Below are 18,953 nucleotides of genomic sequence, written 5' to 3'. Positions count from 1 at the left end.
CCAAATGACTCAACAAAATTGTCCATGTGGAAAAGGCAGCTATATAGAATGCTGTGAGCCTTTACATTTAGGTGCAGCAAAAGCACTAACAGCAGAGCAGCTTATGCGTTCACGTTATAGCGCTTTTGCATTACAGCAAATCGATTATATTGTGCAAACCACTGCTTTAGGTCAGCAAACAGCTCTTGATAAAGAGGCGATTGCTGAGTGGAGTAAACAAAATCAGTGGTTGGGTTTAGAGGTGGTTAACACCAACGAAAAATTAGATAAAACCCATGCACAGGTTGAGTTCAAGGCTCATTATCATGATGGACAAAAAGCCCAAATTCATCATGAGGTTTCACATTTTGTATTTCATCAGCAACAATGGTTTTTCCTTGATCCAACGGTCGATATGCATGTCACGATGAAGCAACCTTGTATATGCGGTTCTGGAAAAAAATTTAAGCAATGCTGTGCACAATACCTATAACTTTATCTTAAAATACGCCCACTGTTTGGCCTGAGGGAAAGGGCGATGTTACTCACCGTTATTTATATTATTGCGATTACTGCGGAAGCGATGACAGGCGCATTGTCTGCTGGGCGACGGAGTATGGACTGGTTCGGTGTCGTACTGATTGCCTGTGTAACTGCTTTAGGTGGTGGTTCGGTACGTGATGTATTGCTTGGTCACTATCCTTTAACTTGGGTGAAACATCCTGAATACTTGGTTCTGACCTGCTGTGCTGCCTTTGTCACAATCATTATTGCCAAATGGATGCGTCATTTACATAACATCTTTTTGGTACTCGACGCTTTAGGCCTAATTGGGTTTACGATCATTGGTTGCCAGATTGCCCTACAAATGGGGCACGGTTTTGTCGTATCGGCAGTAGCAGGGGTGTTAACTGGAGTATCTGGCGGTATTTTACGTGATATTTTATGTAACGATGTCCCATTCGTTTTCCGCCGCGAACTCTATGCGAGTATCTCTTTTGTGGCAGTCATCTGTTACTGGGTTTGTCAGGACTTAGGATTAAGTTTAGAGTTAACCGTCATTTCAACCCTAATTTTCGGCTTTACCTTGCGTCTGATTGCAATTTATTTCGGTTTAGAAATGCCTAAATTTATTTATAAAGATGATGATGCAGAATCGGCTTCTTCAACCGACGAACATTAATCATGCAGAATTCGATGTGAGCATGCTATAACAATAAAATATATTGTCTTGCTCACTTATTTTTTCCAGTAGAGTTTTTCCTATGGATCTGGTTTCACGTATACAAAATCTTCCAATTGGCAAATTCCACTACACACTATTGTGGGTGGTTGGTTTAGGTTGGATGTTTGATGCGATGGACACAGGGATCATTGCTTTTATCATGACAACGCTTGTTAAAGACTGGGCATTAACACCAGCCGAAAGCGGTTGGATTGTGAGTATCGGGTTTGTAGGAATGGCTATTGGAGCTGTTTGTTCGGGAGCTTTAGCAGACCGCTTTGGCCGAAAGACAATATTTGCAGTGACCATGGCGATCTACAGCATCGCGACTGCCTTATGTGCTTTTGCACCAGATCTAAAGTGGTTATTAATTTTCCGTTTTATTGTTGGTCTTGGACTTGGTGGACAGTTACCCGTTGCAGTGACATTGGTGAGTGAATATATCCCTGCACATGTTCGTGGCCGTTTTATTGTACTACTCGAAAGTTTTTGGGGTTTAGGCTGGTTAGTTGCTGCACTCATTTCTTATTTTATTATTCCTAAATTTGGTTGGCATATTGCATTTCTTATGGGTGGCCTTCCACTGATTTATATTTTAGTGATTTGGAAAAAACTCCCTGAATCGATACCGTACCTGATTAACCGTGGACGTGTTGAAGAAGCACACGCATTAGTTCAAAAATTAGAAGCTCAAGCAGGTGTACAAATTGTTCACCATATTGAAGTTGTGCCTGTTGCCATGCGACAAAAAGTCTCTTTTAAACAACTTTGGAGTGGTCAATTTGCTCGCCGTAGTTTAATGCTCTGGCTCATCTGGTTTGGAATTGTGTATTCCTACTATGGCATCTTTACGTGGCTACCAAGTTTATTGGTAAAACAGGGCTATGACATTGTTAAATCTTTTGAATATGTTTTGTTGATGATTTTGGCGCAGCTACCAGGCTACTTAGCAGCGGCATGGTTTGTAGAGCGATTGGGTAGAAAAATTACACTTGCTGCATTTATCGGATTTTGTGCGTTGTCTGCATATTTCTTTGGACAAGCCGACAGTGTAAATAGCATTATGTTTTGGGGCTGTCTCATGTCCTTCTTTAATTTGGGTGCATGGGGTGTGTTATATACCTATACACCAGAGCAATATCCGGCCAATATTCGGGCTTTTGGTTCGGGCTGGGCATCTGCAATGGGCCGTTTAGGCGGAATTTTGGCGCCGATCGTCGTCACTCATATGATGGTTTCCAAAAATGGTTTTAGCCATGTTTTTATGATGTTCACTATTGTTTTACTCTTGGTTGCAGCTGTAATTTTAATATTAGGTGAAGAAACTCAAGGTAAAAGACTAGAGTCGATCGGTCTCTAGTTTTGCCTAACTTTATAGCAAGTAACTAAAAATATAGAGAGATGAGACATAATTTGACGCTCAGGTGACAGAGTCCCTCTTGTGTCTGTAACATAGCCCACTTAGCATAAGACTCACTTAAAATAACGACTGATTTGGAAGATAAGCTGACTATGACCAGCCTTGCGCATCAAGCGACAGAAAACCGCTCTGTAGCCGAATTTACTGAACAGGCTTACCTGAATTATGCCATGTACGTCATCATGGACCGTGCATTGCCGCATATCAGTGATGGCTTAAAACCTGTACAGCGCCGTATTGTCTATGCCATGAGCGAGTTGGGCTTAAAAAGCAGTGGTAAGCCAAAAAAATCGGCCCGTACTGTGGGTGACGTACTCGGTAAATACCATCCACATGGCGACTCGGCATGTTATGAAGCTATGGTGTTGATGGCTCAGCCATTTAGTTATCGCTATCCTTTAATCGAAGGTCAAGGGAACTGGGGCTCACCAGATGACCCTAAATCGTTTGCTGCGATGCGTTACACCGAGGCAAAACTTTCTGCCTACAGTGAGTTATTACTAAGTGAGTTAGGACAAGGCACGAGTGAGTGGCAAGATAACTTTGATGGTTCTTTAAAAGAACCGATTACGTTGCCAGCACGAGTTCCTAATATTTTGCTTAATGGTACAACTGGTATTGCGGTTGGTATGGCTACCGATATTCCGCCACATAATTTGCGTGAAGTGATTAAAGGCACAATTGCTTTAATTCGTAATCCGCAAACATCAGATGAAAAATTGGCTGAATATATTCCAGCGCCAGATTTACCAACCAAAGCTGAAATTATTACGCCGCCAGAAGAATTACTCAAAATCCAGATGACTGGTCGTGGTAGTTACCGCATGCGAGCGGTTTATACCATCGAAAAAAATGAAATTGTGATTACCGAATTACCGTATCAAGTATCGGGTTCTAAGGTAATTACTCAAATTGCCGACCAAATGCAGGCCAAAAAACTGCCATTAGTCGTTGATATTCGTGACGAGTCGGATCATGAAAATCCAACACGACTCGTGATTGTACTGCGTTCTAACCGCATTGATGCAGAAGCGGTGATGAGCCACTTATTTGCGACTACAGATTTAGAATCGAGCTACCGTGTTAATTTAAACATGATTGGTGAGGATGGCCGTCCTCAAGTTAAGTCGATTCGTCGTATCTTGCTTGAATGGATTGAGATCCGTAAGAAAACGGTAACTCGCCGCTTAGAATACCATTTAAACCGAATTGAAAAGCGCCTGCATATTTTGGCAGGTCTTTTAATTGCTTATCTTGATATTGATACAGTCATTCGTATTATTCGTGAAGAAGATCAGCCTAAACCTGTATTGATGGAACATTTCAAAATTGATGAGATACAGGCAGAAGCAATTCTAGAACTCAAGTTGCGTCATTTGGCAAAACTTGAAGAGATGGAAATCCGTCATGAACAAGATGAGCTTGCTGCAAAAGCTGCCATTATCCGTGAACAATTAGAAAATCCAGAATCTTTAAAGAGTCTGATTATTGGTGAATTAAAAGAAGACGCGAAAAAGTTTGGTGATGAACGCCGTTCTCCAATTGTTGCGCGTGCTGAAGCTGTTCAAATTAGAGAACAGGATTTAATGCCAGCTGAAGCAGTAACAGTGGTTTTATCTGAGGCGGGATGGATTCGTGCTGCAAAAGGTGCGGATGTTGATGCAGAGAATTTAAACTATCGCGCTGGCGACCAATATTTAAGTCATGCGGTAGGTAAAACCAACCAACGAATTTATTTCCTTGATGAGACGGGGCGTAGTTATGCTTTACCTATTAGTAGCTTGCCATCAGCAAGGGGTTTAGGTGAACCACTAAGTTCGAAACTGGCTCCTGCAAGTGGAGTCGCGTTTATTCAGGTCTACTTAGAGGATGAAGACTCAGAACTTATTGCTGCTAGCTCATCAGGTTATGGTTTTAAAACTCAAGTTAAACAGCTAGATACTAATGCCAAGGCCGGAAAAAGTTTCTTGTCGGTACCTGAAAAATCAAAAGCTTTGCCATTAATCTCCGCCCAAAATATGACACATTTGGCTGTACTCAGCTCAGCAGGTCGACTCCTGATTATTGATTTGTCAGAACTGCCAAATTTAAATAAGGGTAAAGGTAATAAGTTGATACAACTTGAAGCGAAAGAGCAGATTTTATCCATGACAACCCTGAACTTAGATGAAATAATTCAGGTAGTTGCAGGTCAACAACATCTAAAATTAAAAGGTGATGATCTACAAAAATACATGGGTAAACGAGCTTCAAAAGGTCATCTCTTACCACGTGGATATCAAAAAGCAAATAAACTGTTGATTCAGAGATAAAGCTAGCGTCGGGCAACATAAATACGCTATATATGGCAACATGTTCAAGCAATGAACTGAACTTGTTGGTATTGGATAACGATTAAAAGGACAGCAATTTGGAGTACGTAATTTGTACTCCATGCAAAAAATTTGACAGGGTCAAATTGTCAAAACTTCTGTCTCATAATCTTGTTCGAAAGTGTCATGAATGTGCCAATAAGTTTTAAATATGTTCTGGCACCAAGAAGCTAAAGAATAGCTGGGGCATTGAATAACAGTTATTACTAAGGATTACGAATCGGAGATAATGGCATTATGGAAAAGATTTGGTTTGCAGAATACCAAAAAACAGGGATTCCAGAAACAGTAGCATTGCCTGCGGAAAATACTTCTCTTGTTGATATTTTTGAGAGTAATTTCCAAAAATTTGGTTCTCGTGATGCCTTTATCTTCATGGATAAGGCAATGTCATTTAACGAGTTAGAACTCGCAAGCCGTAAGTTCGCGACCTATTTGCAAAATTTGGGGTTAGCAAAGGGAACTCGTGTGGCAGTAATGATGCCGAACGTATTGCAATATCCTGTAGTTGCATTAGCTGTGTTACGTGCAGGCTTAGTGTTGGTGAATGTAAACCCACTTTATACTGCGCGTGAGCTTGAGCATCAATTAAATGACTCGGGTGCAGAAGTACTCGTGATTATTGAAAACTTTGCCAGTGTTTACCAAAGTATTTTAGGTAAAACTCCTGTGAAGCATGTTGTAGTTGCGACAGTAGGGGATATGCTTGGTACACTTAAAGGCACATTGGTAAATTTTGTATTACGTAAAGTACGTAAGCAAATTCCTGCTTGGAATATTCCTGGGCACGTTAAATTTAATACAGCATTAAATAAAGAAAGTCCGAGTAATTATAAACGTCCGAACTTAACTTTAAGCGATACTGCCGTACTTCAATATACGGGTGGTACAACTGGTGTTTCAAAGGGTGCTGAGCTGACTCACCGCAATTTGGTTGCCAACCTTTTACAGTGTGACGGTATTTTCCAAAGTAAATTTGGTGCAAATGATGGGGCTAAAGGCGACCGTATTGTTTGTGCATTACCGCTTTATCATATTTTTGCGTTCATGGTTTGCGCAATGTACGGTATGTATAAAGGTCAAGCAAATATCTTGATTCCGAACCCACGTGATTTACCTGCTGTAATTAATGAATTACGTAAATATCAGCCATCATTCTTCCCAGCAGTAAATACATTATTTAATGCGTTAGTGAATAATGAAGAATTTAAACAGCTTGACCATAGCAATTTAAAAATGGCGATGGGCGGTGGTATGGCAGTATTACCTTCTACAGCAGAAGCTTGGAAGAAAATTACTGGCACAACTATTATTGAAGGCTATGGCTTATCTGAGACTTCTCCGGTAGCGACTGCAAATCCTCCTGCATCTACTGAATTTAGCGGCACAATTGGTATTCCATTACCTTTAACTGAAGTTGCTATTTTAGATGATGACGGTAAAGAAGTTGCTTTAGGTGAGCAAGGTGAAATCTCAATTCGCGGTCCTCAAGTAATGAAAGGCTATTGGAACCGTCCTGATGAGACAGCTAAAGTCATGACCGCGGACGGCTTCTTCCGTACGGGTGATATCGGCGTTATGGATAGCCGTGGTTATACAAAAATTGTAGACCGTAAAAAAGATATGATTTTGGTCTCTGGCTTTAACGTTTATCCAAGTGAAATCGAAGAAGTGATTGCTAAGCATCCAAAAGTATTGGAAGTTGCTGCAATTGGTGTTCCAGATGAAAAATCAGGTGAAGTGCCAAAACTCTTTATCGTGAAAAAAGATCAAAGCTTAACGACTGAAGAAATTTTGAACTTTGCTAAAGAGAACTTAACAGGTTATAAACGCCCTCGTTATGTTGAGTTTATGGATGAGTTACCTAAATCAAACGTAGGTAAAATCTTGCGTAAAGACTTACGTAAACCAGCTTAAAAAGTTAATGAAAAAGCGCCTTAGGGCGCTTTTTTTGTATTTATATTTTGTGACTTTTCATAAACCAGCGGTCTATATAGGGACGGCCAATTCCTACCATTCCAACAAAAACAAGCATTGTGCCAAGTTGTAAGCGTAGATGAGTTAAATCAAGTTGACCATAACTTAAATAATTATCAACAAGGCAATATAGAGCAATCACAATTAACCAATGCCATAAAGGAAGCCGTTTAATACCGACTGCAATAAAGGTAATTGTTAAAATGACAAAGGTGCCTAGTGTCGATTGCCAATTTAAATTTGCACAAATCACACTCAATAAAAAAGCGACAATCGGAAGTACGATTTTTAATACACGATCTACCTGAAGTTGATTCTGTTTTTGCTTATCTAAGACTTCAAACAATTCTTTTTGATCAGGTTGTTGCATATATGGCCCTATTAATCAGTGATGACAAGTGATTGCATAAAATTTCAGGTAAAAACGCAATGTTATGATAGCATGATCAACAGTATTTTCAGTGATGGATGGCACTATGCAGGGCATCAGCGGCATTATCTATATTATTTTAGTGGCATGTTTGCTGCCATACGCATTTACCGTAATTGCAAAGTTTACGGGCGGTTTTCAGCCTAGTGACAATCAAAACCCGAGAGCCTTTCTTGCTAAAACAACAGGTCTTGCTGCTCGCGCTAATGCCGTACAACAAAATAGTTTTGAAAGCCTACCATTATTCTTAACAGCTATTTTAATGGCTGAATATATGGTTGTTCCGGAATATTTCATTCTAAGGTTAGGTTGGGCTTATATTATTTTAAGAGTTATTTATGGCATCTGCTATTTAAGTAACTGGGCAACTTTACGTTCGATTGTCTGGTTCTTATCTATATTGTGCCCAATCTTTTTATTAGTGGTCACGATAAAACTGACTTGAGTGTCATTCTGTCACCATTCATATCAACTTTCGCGTGTGCCCATTGTATAATCGGCATCATTTTGATGATATCCACGCTATAATCGAGTGGATTTTACATCTGACTTCATAACGAAAGAGTATTGATATGAGTTACAGCAATATCCCAGCAGGTAAAGATGCACCAAATGACATCTATGTCATCATTGAAATTCCTGCAAATGCAGCACCAATTAAATATGAAATCGACAAAGATTCTGATGCATTGTTTGTAGACCGTTTTATGGGTACAGCAATGTTCTACCCAGCGAACTATGGTTATGTTCCAAATACTTTGTCTGAAGATGGCGACCCGTTAGACGTACTTGTTGTAACTCCACATCCTGTTGCTGCTGGCTCTGTAATTCGTTGCCGTCCAGTGGGTAAATTAAACATGGAAGATGACGGTGGTATTGATGCGAAATTAATCGCTGTTCCACACGAAAAATTATCTCCACTTTATAAAGACGTGAAAGAATATACAGATCTTCCTCCGTTATTGATTAGCCAAGTTGAGCATTTCTTCAGTCACTATAAAGATTTAGAACCTGGTAAATGGGTAAAAATCAGTGGTTGGGAAGGTGCTGATGTTGCTAAAGCAGAAGTATTAAAAGCAATTGAAGCTGCTAAATAAGCTTTAATTTATAAGCTCAGAATTTCTCAGTTGATATTCTGAGCTTGATAAAAAACCTACCTCTGTTGCCAGACGTAGGTTTTTTTATGCTTGATAGATATGTGAATTAGAATAATTTCACAGGAATATCAAGGAATAAACGCCATTCGTTCGTATCGCCAATGTAAGCATTGGTTTGATAAGCATCACTTGCACGATAGTAAGAGTTACGAATACGAAGGCTTGCATCTTTAGCAAAGCCACTTTGAACTGTATATTTTACTTGGTTAAAGAATTCACGTTCTTCAGCATCATCCGTTAAACCTTTAACTTTGATGTCCCAACCATATACAAATGCAGTGGTCCAGTTTAGACCTGGTAATACACCTAACTTACCGAAATCAAGACTGTACTGAATTTGCGCAGATTTTTCATCGTTACCGATGAAGTCAGACAGGTAAGAGTTTGGCAAATAAATACTTTGGCCACCGTCAGCATTTTCCCCATAGTCATAACCGACATTACCACTGTTTTGTTGGTAAGCAACCATGATGTTATGTGGACCAGTATTATAGGCTGTAGAGATTGCCCAGATATTATTCTTACGATTAGATAGGTCATCAGTAGTTTGTGAATAAGTAGAAGCACCTTCATCGAACTTAGTATGATAACCACTGAAATCGTAAGTTAATGAGCTGTCATTAGAAAGAGGTTGCTTATAATTCACATTTACATAATGACGTTCAAGTTTATCTTTACTATCTAGGCCATAGTAAGATGCATTTAAATTATCATCAAACTTGTATTTAGCACCCCAAACAATTGCACGGTCAAGACGACGGCCATCTGTGTTCACTTGATCAGAATATTGGTTTTTAGTGAATTTACCAGCAATCACTTCTAAATCTTTAATTTCATGGCTGGTTAACAATGTACCTGTGAAATATTCAGGTACTAAACGAGCTGTGTTACTTGCAAGAACAGGTAGGTCGAGTACTTGAGTACCATAACGTACAGTTGTATTTGAGAAACGTGCTTTTACGTTACCACCACCACGAGCCCAGTGATCATAAGTATCACCAGAGTTTTCTTTACCGTTCAATGTTTCGCGTGGAATCATGTTATTACCAGCGTTATTATTGTCGCCGATTTTAAATGAACCATCACCAACAACACCAACACCGAAACCAACAATACCAGGGGTAAAGCCAGAATCTAGCGTAACGATTGCTGTTTGAGCAAATGAACTGGTGTCATCTACGCCATTTTTTTTGTCACGGCTGATGTAACCTGTACGGAAGAGAATAGAACCGTTCGCATCTTCAACAAATCCTTTTGCCTCACTTTGCTCGCTTGCCTGAGCTGAGGAAATTATTGCCGCAGAAATGAGAACTGCTAATGTAAGTTTTTGTGCTTTTAGCATATTTAAAGAACCTCATAAAAACGATAAATCCTGTGCCTTGTTATTGTTCAGGGCCTAGGATTTCCATCAATTGTATAAGTAATCTATAAAAAAGATATATTTTTGTTCATTTTATTTTATATATGCTATGCAGGATTTAATTAATGTGTTAGGGGTTGCTTAGTAGTTTTATAGCCAGATTTTTACACTTAATATATTGTTTAAAATAAAAAAAGTAATTTATTTTTTAGTGGATTTTTACCATTTATTTTTTATTAATAGGCTAAAAAAAAGTTGATTTTTGTGTTCATTTTTTGCGCTTTTTTGTTGGATATGTTTACTTTTTAATCTTCTTGTAAGCAGCTTTTTACAGCAATTTATTTTAAAGAATAGCTAAATTGTTACTTTATAACATTATTTGAAAATAAAAGTGTATGAAAATAGATCACTATAGTAGGCCGACAGAATATCGTTGGGTTGGTCATATTTAGTGCGCTAGATTGCTTGGATTTTGTGCATTATTATTTTTTCTCAAAATATTGTTTAAAAAAGACCCAATATGGTTCATTGTTTTAAATTAGAAAATAAATAAAAAAATCTAACGAGTAGAAATGCTCACTCACAGACCATATAAGCACTGTCTTTAAAAATTTACGGAGTTTTTATAGCTCGGCTCTAGGTTTAAATAGAGAATTTACATCAATCACATGAACACTTCTCATCTCGGTAATGAGTTTCCGATAAGGGGTTTTCGTATATTTATTATTTTTAATACAACAAGAATTTTATTTTTAATTTATTGTTTTTTATTAATATATTTTAATGAAAAATAAACGGAAATTTAATTGTAGAATAAATCTGATCTCAAAATTAATGAAGTGCATCGATAGCAAATATGGAATTGGCACAGCAATTGCTAAAGCTTAACCAACACAATTTGTTAATTCATATAAATCGTGCATTCATTGTGGGGGAGATCAAAATGATGAAATTTGCACTTAAGGCCGTGAGTCTTAGTATTTTTGCAGCAAGTTCAACCATGGCTATGGCTGAAGATGCACCATCTTTTTATGGAATCACGGCAACAGGTAGTGTGGCAGCGACCACAGACTATCGCTTCCGTGGTGTGACACAATCATCAAATAACCCAGCCATTCAAGGTGGTTTTACTTTTTCTCATAAGTCAGGTGCTTATGTTGCGCTTTGGGGTTCAAGTGTTGACTTTAATACACCGGGTGTTTCAACTGAAACTGATATTTCTTTAGGTTATACCAACACCTTAAAATTGTCAGACACACTTGCGCCAACTTATGATGTTGGTGTGATCCGTTATGGTTACATTGGCTCTGACTCAAAATTTACTAACCCATACAATGGTGATACTGGTTTTGACTTTACCGAGTTTTATGGAAAATTAACGTTTGCAGACTCTTTATTTAAAGGTGATACACTTAGTGCCGGTGTGAATTACTCTAACGATTACTGGGGCCATTCTGACGAGTTCTGGTATTTTAACGTTGGGTACTCAGCACCAATTGCAGACACAGGATTTACTGGACTTGCTTCAGTTGGTTATAACAAACTCAAAAACAAAGACTCTTTACTTGTCGTTGCGGGCGGACCAGGTGAAGACGATAGCTATATCGATTATAAGGTCGGCGTAAACTATAACATTTTGGGTATTGTTGCTGAGCTAGATGTAGTTGGTACAGATATTAGTACTTCTGGTATGACTGATGCTCAGAAAAAACCTTATGACACAGGTTTAGTATTTAGTTTGACTAAAACATTCTAAGTTTTGAGTTATAAAAAGCGGGTAAATAAACCCGCTTTTTTATTAGTTTTCTATTTCCGAAATTAGCTGTTTTAATTGGCTAAGCTCAATATCCGAGGCTTTGGACAGAGGCTTGCGTGGTGCCCCCGCAGCGATACCTTTTAGTTGTAAACCTGCTTTAATCGTTTTGGGTAAACCACCAGTTACAATAAAGCGTAGTAGAGGAAGCTGCTGATAAAATGACTTCTGGGCTTGTTCTAATTCTCCATTTTTTACATATTCAATAAGCTGTTGAGGTCGTTTACCTAACAGGTTTGGTGCAGCCGTACACCAACCGCTTGCCCCAGCACATAGAGCTTCTAAAGCTAAAGGGTTACAGCCGTTATAAAACGGAAGTTCTCCTTTTGATAATTCATAAATTTTATGCATACGCTGAATATCGCCGCTACTTTCTTTTACCATCATAATATTTGCAATGTTATTAAACATACGCACAATTAGCTCTGTTGACATATCAACACCGCTAGTTGCAGGGTTGTTATAAATCATAATCGGTAAAGTCGTTGCTTGAGCAATCGCTTGGTAATATTCAAAAATTTCTTGATCTGTGAGCTTCCAGTACGATACGGGAATGACCATAAGTGCATCTGCACCATAGCTTTGAGCGATCTGCGCCTTTTTGATGGCTTGATCGGTCGTGAGTTCTGAAATCCCAATAATGACAGGTAGGCGTTTATTAATGCTTTCAATTGAAGTCTTAGCGACTAAACACCACTCATCCCATTCAAGATAAGCGCTTTCGCCAGTACTGCCTAGAGGCGCAATTGCATCGCAACCGTTTTCAATAAGCAAATCCAGCATTTGCTTTAGGACAGGAAGGTTAATGGTGTTGTCATCAGAAAATGGAGTAACCGGGTAGCCAATAATGCCGTTTAGTTTCATGGTCGAAGTCTCTTTTTAAATACAGTCAGAATGTTTTTTCAAAGCTTTACGTGCGTAGTAAGCAAAGTTCACTTTGTTACGCTTATCGGTAGATACCCAGTCATGAGCTTCTGTTGCTAAATCGTGTGGGATCGGCTGAATTTGCCCAGCAGACATGGCTAATAGTTGCAGTTGAGCTGCGCGTTCAATTAAAAGAGCCAAGTTACATGCTTCTTCAATAGTTTTTCCTGTGACCAGTTGACCATGGTGAGATAACAAAACAGCACGGTTTTTACCCAGAGCAGAAGAAATTAAAATGCCTTCTTCGTTACCTACAGGAACACCTGGCCAATGGCCTACAAAAGAGCAATCTTCATAGAGTGCACAAACATCCATTTGAGAAATCATGAGTGGAATCTGAAGCATCGACAGTGCAGCTACATGAGTCGGATGCGTATGGATAATGCAGTTCACCTCTGGGTGCTCTTTATAAATCCATGTGTGAAAACGGTTGGCTGGGTTGGCCATTCCTTCTTGATTGACGGGTTCTAAGTCTTGATTCACCTCAAGTAAGTTTGAAGCAGTAATTTCATCAAAACCTAAACCGAAACGTTGGGTAATAAAGGAATCTTTATTTTCACTACGGCAAGTAATTTGGCCTGCTAAACCAGCATCATGGCCATGGTCAAATAAAATACGACAAGTGAGTGCAAGCTTTTGACGATCAGTTAAGTCTGAGTCGCTAATCCACTTTTGCATGTCTTGTTGTGCGTGTTGCATCAAGTCGTGTTTGTTTACAGAAGCAGTCTTCATCTCTTCTCCAGTCCAATTGACCAAATTAAGTAGGTGAAGGCAGAATAGAAAACAACTGGATGAATCAATACATCCAGTTTTTATAAGTTATATGGTCCAGATGGGGCAAATATGCTAAGACCTTGGCAAGTACATTTCCGTATTGATGAAAGAGAAGAAAAGACAGTTTTTCTAAAACTGACCAACTTGATTAGTCAGGAAATTTTAAGTGGCCGTTTAGTACAGGGCACTATGCTGCCAGGGTCTCGTAGCCTTTCAAAAGAATTGGGAATTAATCGAAAAACGGTACAAGCAGTCTATGAAGAATTGGAAGCACAAGGTTGGCTTGTGACTCGGCCTCGAAAAGGCACATTTGTGGCAGATGTTTTACCGGAAAAAAAGCTTCAAATAAAATCAGGATCTGTTCGAAAAGTTAGTGATAAACCAATAATTCAACAAGTTGCCCAGCAGCCCCATAACGATGGTGTGCCAGATCCGAGGCTTATTCCCTATGAATTATTTTCGAGGGCCTATCGGCACGCACTCATTAAAATTACGCAAAACCAATACATGGGCTATGGTGACCCACGAGGTATGGCTGAGTTAAGGCTGGCTTTACAACAAATGTTGTCGATGGAGCGTTTTATGAATGTTGCCGATGATGAGATTTGTATTGTACGTGGTAGCCAGATGGGAATTTTTCTAGCCTCACGTGCATTACCCAATCGGCAAGGCGTGATTGTTGTTGAAGAGTTGTATTATCCATCTGCTTTTAAAGCTTTTCAGTCAAATGGCTTTCAAGTGGTTTCTGTCAAATTAGATGAACAGGGTATTGTTATTGACGATATGGAACGGATTTTACAAGAGCACTCAGTTGCTGCCATTTATACAACTCCGCATCATCAATATCCCACAACTGTTACCATGGCAATGAACCGCCGTCTTCAACTCTTAGAGCTTTCAAAAAAATGGGGTTTTTATATTATTGAGGATGACTATGATCATGAATTCCACTATGACAGTCGGCCTATGCCACCCTTAGCGAGTTTGCCTCATTCTGAATTAGTCATTCATGTTGGTTCATTGTCTAAAGTTTTTGCACCCGGTATACGCTTGGGTTACATTGTGGCATCGTCATCAGTAATCCAATCGATTACTGAAGATATTTTATTGATTGATCGACAAGGTAATAACATTACTGAACTTGCTTTAGCAGATTTAATGCAACGGGGTGAAATTAAAAGACACATCCGCAAAATGAAAAAGATTTATCAGTTACGCCGTGACCATGCATTAGCTGAGTTTCAAAGAGTTTTTGCAGAGAGTATTCAGATACAACCGCCTGCGGGTGGAATGGCTTTATGGGTAAAATTCCAGAAACCATTTACTCAGGAACAGCTCATAAAATTAAAAGAAATCAACATTGATACAGAGCATAAGTTTAAACAAATCGAGTCTTCTAATCGTTGTATCCGCTTTGGTTTTGCAGCTTTATCAGAGCAGGAAATTACTTCTTTAATCGAGGCCTTAAATGACGCTCTTAATAAAAGAACAGCGGACTTATAATCCGCTGTTCCGTTTTAAGAATGATTGCCTCGATAAGAGAGTGCCTCTGTAAGGTGCGGACTTTGAATAACCTCACTTTGAGCTAAATCTGCAATGGTCCGCGCTACTCGTAAAACACGATGATAAGCACGAGCCGATAAATTTAAACGTTGCTGAGCCATTTCAATCATTCGCTGTGAAGTACTATCGAGAACAGCATATTGCTCAAGTTGTTTTGGTGAGAGCGCCTGATTTAAACAATCCTGTCTTTGCATTTGTTGTTCATAAGCAGAAATCACACGTTGTCGAACACTGCTGGAGTCTTCGGCAGGGGTTGGATCTTGCAGTTCTTGAGCTTTTAATGGCGGTACATCAATATGTAAATCGATACGGTCGAGTAATGGTCCCGATATACGGTTTTGATAACGTTTAATACTCTCAGGAGAACATTGACAACGACTATCTTGATTAAATGCATAACCACATGGGCAGGGGTTCATCGCTGCAATGAGCTGAAAGTTTGCAGGGTAGGTAATTTGCCGAGCTGCTCGTGAAATAATGATTTCTTTTGACTCAAGTGGCTGACGTAAGACTTCTAGCACTTTTCTGTCAAACTCAGGAAGTTCATCTAAAAACAAAACCCCTAAGTGAGATAAGGTAATTTCACCTGGTTTAGGATGAGATCCGCCCCCAACAAGTGCAATCGCTGATGCTGTATGATGGGGCGCTCGAAATGGCCGTTGGCCAAACGTATGCGGTGTATTGGAAATAGAATAAATACTCGCAACTTCAAGTGTTTCTTGATTAGAAAGAGGTGGCAAAATTGAAGGGAGCCTTGAAGCGAGTAAAGTCTTACCAGTGCCTGGTGGTCCTTTAAAGAGCAGCGAATGTCCTCCTGCGGCGGCTATTTCTAGTGCACGACGTGGGCGCAACTGACCTTTTACATCTGCCAGATCAAATTTATAAGGCATTTGGTTTGAGGCAGTTGCAGGTTCAACCGAAGATAGAGATTTCGTGCCCAGAAAATGTTCACAAACTTCTTTTAAGTGACTCACTGGATAACATTCAAGATTCGGTAAATGGTTAATATCCTGACTATTATCGAGGGGTAAAAGCATTTTATGCTTGGCCTGTTGGCATGCCATGGCCAAAGTTAACGTGCCTGACACTGGTCTTACGTGACCATCCAGCGCTAATTCACCAATTAATTCAAAATCTTCGGCACAGTTTTCTGGGAGCTGACCAGATGCAATTAAAATGCCTACGGCAATTGGTAAATCTAGACGTGAACCATCTTTGGGCAAATCTGCTGGCGCAAGATTAATGGTTAGCCGTTTAGTCGGAAATTGGAATCCACTATTAATAATGGCTGAGCGAACGCGGTCTTTACTTTCTCTTACTGCCGCCTCTGCTAGCCCGACAATGGTAAGAGAAGGTAAGCCTTGACTCACATGTACCTCAACTTCAATTAGAGGTGCATGTAAACCCAAAAGTCCCCGTGTATAAATTTTAGAAAAAGACATCTTATTGTTCCATTATGGTGCTTCATTTTTAATCGTTGTAAAGTATAAGTGCGCTACGTTGGTGCTTATTTTTTATTCTTTAAGGCTTCTTCTAATAGACTGACTTGTTTTTGTAGCTCTTCTAAACGTTGATTAGCCGATTGAAGTGCAGTCTTTTGACGGTCAATCTCTTGTTTAGAAACAAGGTCTAACTTTTCGACCGCTTCATTTAATAATGCACGTAAATTTTTTTCCAAATCTTTTTTAGGCTCATCAATTTGTTCCAAAATGGCCTGTAGTAATGTTTCTAACATAAAATATCCAAAGCGTTGTATTACCTTATAGTTTACAGTTTATCACTGCTTGAAGTCGGGATATAGGTTTCAATTCTTTTAGTGCAAATAGAACATTAAAACAGCACTCAACAATACTGAAAATTCATTTTATTTTTAATAGCTCATCTACATCTTGATCACTAAATAGGTTATAAAGAAAGTTCATGCAATAGATTCATTTCCCTCAACCTTTGAAATATTGGCATGAAAATTGAACATAAAACCTTACTGGTGAAAAGAAGCCGAAGGAAACAAACATGAAGCTTGTAACTGCAATTGTAAAACCGTTTAAATTAGATGATGTGCGTGAAGCGCTCTCTGACATTGGTGTACAAGGGATTACCGTAACTGAAGTTAAAGGTTTTGGTCGTCAAAAAGGACATACAGAACTCTACCGTGGTGCAGAGTATGTGGTTGATTTCTTACCTAAAGTAAAAATTGAGATTGCGATTAGTGATGAAATGGTTGACGCGGTAATTGAATCAATTACTCGTGTAGCGAGCACTGGAAAAATCGGCGATGGTAAGATTTTTGTGACTAACCTGGAACAAGTAATTCGTATTCGTACGGGTGAGACTGGACCGGATGCTGTCTAAATTGGCACAAAGCTTGCTGAGTAGAAAATAACTCGCAAATGAGGTTGGGGGACACGAATGAAAAAAATACTTATGGCGCTCAGTCTATCAGGCGCTCTTTTGGGTGGTACTGCCTCTTGGGCAGAAGAAGCTGTAACAACGCCAACATCGGAAGTTACGGCGGCATCAACATCACAAGCTACTACAACCGCGGCAGAAGCACCAGTTGCTGAAACTCCGGCAGCTCCAGCACCGACACCCACTCTTGATACGGGTGACACCTCTTGGATTTTAGTTTCAACCGCATTAGTTTTATTAATGACCATTCCAGGATTAGCATTATTCTACGGCGGTATGGTACGTAAAAAAAATGTCTTAAGTACAATGATGTTCAGCCTTTCAGCTGCAATCTTAGTAAGTTTGCTGTGGGTGATTGCTGGGTATTCAATCGCGTTCTCTGGCACAGGTGCATTTTTTGGTGATTTGTCTAAAGCGATGCTCAACGGAGTGGCTTTTGATGCATTGAGTGGGACAATTCCCGAAAGTCTCTTTGTTATTTTCCAAATGACTTTTGCCATTATTACAGTTGCAATTCTTAGCGGTTCTATTGCAGACCGTATGAAGTATTCAGCTTTCATGGCATTTATTGCAATTTGGGTACTTGTTGTTTATGCGCCAATTACTCACTGGGTTTGGGCAGCAGATGGCTGGTTATTCAAAGCAGGCGCATTAGATTTTGCTGGTGGTACGGTTGTACATATCAACTCAGGGGTTGCAGGTTTAGTTGCTGCTTATATGCTTGGCAAACGTATTGGCCTTGGCCGTGAATCTATGGCTCCTCATAACTTAACTTTAACTGTTATCGGTGCAAGTTTACTTTGGGTGGGTTGGTTTGGTTTCAACGGTGGTAGTGCGTTAGGCGCTGGTGCTCGTGCAAGTATGGCAATTTTAGTGACTCAAGTTGCTGCTGCCGCTGCCGCACTCTCTTGGTTAGTTGTTGAACGTATGATCCGTGGTAAAGCATCTGTATTAGGTGGTGCTTCTGGTGCGGTAGCCGGGTTGGTAGTGATTACCCCTGCTGCAGGTTTTGTCGGTGTAGGCGGTGCTTTAGTGATGGGCCTTATCGGTGGCGTTGTGTGCTTCTGGGGTATTACTGCACTTAAACGCTTACTTAAAGCCGATGATGCTTTAGATGCGTTTGGTTTGCATGCGGTAGGTGGTATTGTCGGTGCGATTTTAACTGGCGTATTCTACAGTGACGAAATTATTAAAGCTGCCAACGTTACATTAGCGCCAACATTCGCTGGCCAATTATGGGTACAAGTTGAAGGCGTATTGGCAACTATGGTTTACAGCGGGATCGCGACTTTCGTTATTCTTAAAGTGATTGATCTTGTAATTGGTATCCGTGTGAATGCTGATGATGAGCGTATGGGTCTGGATTTAAGCCAACATGGCGAACGTATTGAATAATCATCATTAATAATCTGCTGTCTTAAAAGAACAGTCTTGCGCTGTGATCAAAGTGATGCTTTGATCTTGCTCAGGACTGTTTTTTTGTCTCGAAGAATGCTGGTTCTGTAAGTGTGGAAATTTTGCTACACTAGGTCAAAGTAATCGACCCTATA

17 protein-coding genes are annotated in these 18,953 nt (G+C 39.7%); 11 read left to right on the top strand and 6 right to left on the bottom strand.

The annotated features are described in order from the left end of the window. Positions 1-4: 4 nt before the first annotated feature. The 5 genes from SOI81_RS16390 (at position 5) to fadD (ending at position 6,913) form a co-directional block, all read left to right on the top strand. On the top strand, positions 5-472 hold the full coding sequence (locus SOI81_RS16390) for a YchJ family protein (protein ID WP_016142474.1): 468 nt from the start codon (positions 5-7) through the stop codon (positions 470-472). A gap of 45 nt (positions 473-517) precedes the next feature. Continuing rightward, positions 518-1,162 carry a trimeric intracellular cation channel family protein gene (locus tag SOI81_RS16385; RefSeq protein WP_002121256.1) on the top strand — a complete coding sequence of 215 codons (645 nt, stop codon included), beginning with the start codon at positions 518-520 and terminating at the stop codon, positions 1,160-1,162. Between the two features lie 82 nt (positions 1,163-1,244). Continuing rightward, positions 1,245-2,564, top strand: coding sequence for an MFS transporter (locus SOI81_RS16380; protein WP_002121171.1), 1,320 nt, complete (start codon positions 1,245-1,247; stop codon positions 2,562-2,564). Between the two features lie 152 nt (positions 2,565-2,716). Beyond that, the gene (parC, locus tag SOI81_RS16375) at positions 2,717-4,936 is read left to right on the top strand and encodes a DNA topoisomerase IV subunit A (protein ID WP_239975899.1); all 2,220 of its coding nucleotides are present in this window, start codon (positions 2,717-2,719) and stop codon (positions 4,934-4,936) included. 297 nt (positions 4,937-5,233) lie between these two features. Further along, on the top strand, positions 5,234-6,913 hold the full coding sequence (fadD, locus tag SOI81_RS16370; protein ID WP_016142472.1) for a long-chain-fatty-acid--CoA ligase: 1,680 nt from the start codon (positions 5,234-5,236) through the stop codon (positions 6,911-6,913). A gap of 40 nt (positions 6,914-6,953) precedes the next feature. Here fadD and SOI81_RS16365 read toward each other — a convergent pair whose 3' ends face one another. Then, positions 6,954-7,343, bottom strand: coding sequence for a hypothetical protein (locus tag SOI81_RS16365; RefSeq protein WP_016142471.1), 390 nt, complete (start codon positions 7,341-7,343; stop codon positions 6,954-6,956). A 106-nt stretch (positions 7,344-7,449) separates the two neighbouring features. Between SOI81_RS16365 and SOI81_RS16360 the strand changes: the two genes are divergently transcribed. Further along, positions 7,450-7,848, top strand: coding sequence for an MAPEG family protein (locus SOI81_RS16360; protein WP_016142470.1), 399 nt, complete (start codon positions 7,450-7,452; stop codon positions 7,846-7,848). Positions 7,849-7,975: 127 nt separating this feature from the next. Further along, positions 7,976-8,500: an inorganic diphosphatase gene (gene ppa / locus SOI81_RS16355; RefSeq protein ID WP_002121243.1), complete on the top strand. Its 525-nt coding sequence runs from the start codon at positions 7,976-7,978 to the stop codon at positions 8,498-8,500. A 106-nt stretch (positions 8,501-8,606) separates the two neighbouring features. Here ppa and oprD read toward each other — a convergent pair whose 3' ends face one another. Then, positions 8,607-9,902 (bottom strand): OprD family outer membrane porin, encoded by a 1,296-nt coding sequence (gene oprD / locus SOI81_RS16350; RefSeq protein ID WP_224993567.1) that lies wholly within the window; start codon positions 9,900-9,902, stop codon positions 8,607-8,609. 961 nt (positions 9,903-10,863) lie between these two features. On the opposite strand from oprD, the gene SOI81_RS16345 reads away from it, so the two are divergent. Beyond that, a complete protein-coding gene (locus SOI81_RS16345; RefSeq protein WP_239975900.1) occupies positions 10,864-11,676 on the top strand; it encodes a TorF family putative porin in 813 nt (270 codons plus the stop codon). A gap of 42 nt (positions 11,677-11,718) precedes the next feature. Here SOI81_RS16345 and SOI81_RS16340 read toward each other — a convergent pair whose 3' ends face one another. Then, positions 11,719-12,597, bottom strand: coding sequence for a dihydrodipicolinate synthase family protein (locus tag SOI81_RS16340; RefSeq protein ID WP_239975901.1), 879 nt, complete (start codon positions 12,595-12,597; stop codon positions 11,719-11,721). 15 nt (positions 12,598-12,612) lie between these two features. After that, complete coding sequence (locus SOI81_RS16335; RefSeq protein WP_239975902.1) at positions 12,613-13,389, bottom strand: aldolase; 777 nt, start codon at positions 13,387-13,389, stop codon at positions 12,613-12,615. A 111-nt stretch (positions 13,390-13,500) separates the two neighbouring features. Between SOI81_RS16335 and SOI81_RS16330 the strand changes: the two genes are divergently transcribed. Continuing rightward, the gene (locus SOI81_RS16330) at positions 13,501-14,934 is read left to right on the top strand and encodes a PLP-dependent aminotransferase family protein (protein ID WP_320541004.1); all 1,434 of its coding nucleotides are present in this window, start codon (positions 13,501-13,503) and stop codon (positions 14,932-14,934) included. Positions 14,935-14,948: 14 nt separating this feature from the next. On the opposite strand, the gene yifB is transcribed toward SOI81_RS16330, so the two are convergent. Further along, positions 14,949-16,436, bottom strand: coding sequence for a YifB family Mg chelatase-like AAA ATPase (gene yifB / locus SOI81_RS16325; RefSeq protein WP_320541003.1), 1,488 nt, complete (start codon positions 16,434-16,436; stop codon positions 14,949-14,951). Between the two features lie 65 nt (positions 16,437-16,501). Further along, on the bottom strand, positions 16,502-16,729 hold the full coding sequence (locus tag SOI81_RS16320; RefSeq protein WP_239968116.1) for an accessory factor UbiK family protein: 228 nt from the start codon (positions 16,727-16,729) through the stop codon (positions 16,502-16,504). Positions 16,730-17,007: 278 nt separating this feature from the next. Here SOI81_RS16320 and glnK point away from each other — a divergent pair, with 278 nt between their 5' ends. Together glnK and amtB are read left to right on the top strand one after the other, a co-directional pair. Beyond that, positions 17,008-17,346, top strand: coding sequence for a P-II family nitrogen regulator (glnK, locus tag SOI81_RS16315; RefSeq protein ID WP_000780326.1), 339 nt, complete (start codon positions 17,008-17,010; stop codon positions 17,344-17,346). 57 nt (positions 17,347-17,403) lie between these two features. Further along, entirely contained in the window at positions 17,404-18,798 is a 1,395-nt protein-coding gene (gene amtB / locus SOI81_RS16310) for an ammonium transporter (protein WP_239975905.1), read from the top strand. Positions 18,799-18,953 lie beyond the last annotated feature (155 nt).

It is taken from the genome of Acinetobacter pittii, assembly GCF_034067285.1.
GTDB lineage: Bacteria > Pseudomonadota > Gammaproteobacteria > Pseudomonadales > Moraxellaceae > Acinetobacter > Acinetobacter pittii_E.
This window is presented reverse-complemented; position numbering and strand designations above follow the sequence as displayed.

Bases quoted from the DNA above. Each gene is read 5' to 3' on its own strand.
- SOI81_RS16380 (WP_002121171.1), top strand. From the start codon at position 1,245: ATGGATCTGGTTTCACGTATACAAAATCTTCCAATTGGCAAATTCCAC.
- SOI81_RS16390 (WP_016142474.1), top strand. From the start codon at position 5: ATGACTCAACAAAATTGTCCATGTGGAAAAGGCAGCTATATAGAATGC.
- SOI81_RS16385 (WP_002121256.1), top strand. From the start codon at position 518: ATGTTACTCACCGTTATTTATATTATTGCGATTACTGCGGAAGCGATG.
- SOI81_RS16360 (WP_016142470.1), top strand. From the start codon at position 7,450: ATGCAGGGCATCAGCGGCATTATCTATATTATTTTAGTGGCATGTTTG.
- parC (WP_239975899.1), top strand. From the start codon at position 2,717: ATGACCAGCCTTGCGCATCAAGCGACAGAAAACCGCTCTGTAGCCGAA.
- SOI81_RS16320 (WP_239968116.1), bottom strand. From the start codon at position 16,729: ATGTTAGAAACATTACTACAGGCCATTTTGGAACAAATTGATGAGCCT.
- SOI81_RS16345 (WP_239975900.1), top strand. From the start codon at position 10,864: ATGATGAAATTTGCACTTAAGGCCGTGAGTCTTAGTATTTTTGCAGCA.
- SOI81_RS16330 (WP_320541004.1), top strand. From the start codon at position 13,501: ATGCTAAGACCTTGGCAAGTACATTTCCGTATTGATGAAAGAGAAGAA.
- glnK (WP_000780326.1), top strand. From the start codon at position 17,008: ATGAAGCTTGTAACTGCAATTGTAAAACCGTTTAAATTAGATGATGTG.
- oprD (WP_224993567.1), bottom strand. From the start codon at position 9,902: ATGCTAAAAGCACAAAAACTTACATTAGCAGTTCTCATTTCTGCGGCA.
- yifB (WP_320541003.1), bottom strand. From the start codon at position 16,436: ATGTCTTTTTCTAAAATTTATACACGGGGACTTTTGGGTTTACATGCA.
- amtB (WP_239975905.1), top strand. From the start codon at position 17,404: ATGAAAAAAATACTTATGGCGCTCAGTCTATCAGGCGCTCTTTTGGGT.
- fadD (WP_016142472.1), top strand. From the start codon at position 5,234: ATGGAAAAGATTTGGTTTGCAGAATACCAAAAAACAGGGATTCCAGAA.
- SOI81_RS16340 (WP_239975901.1), bottom strand. From the start codon at position 12,597: ATGAAACTAAACGGCATTATTGGCTACCCGGTTACTCCATTTTCTGAT.
- SOI81_RS16335 (WP_239975902.1), bottom strand. From the start codon at position 13,389: ATGAAGACTGCTTCTGTAAACAAACACGACTTGATGCAACACGCACAA.
- SOI81_RS16365 (WP_016142471.1), bottom strand. From the start codon at position 7,343: ATGCAACAACCTGATCAAAAAGAATTGTTTGAAGTCTTAGATAAGCAA.
- ppa (WP_002121243.1), top strand. From the start codon at position 7,976: ATGAGTTACAGCAATATCCCAGCAGGTAAAGATGCACCAAATGACATC.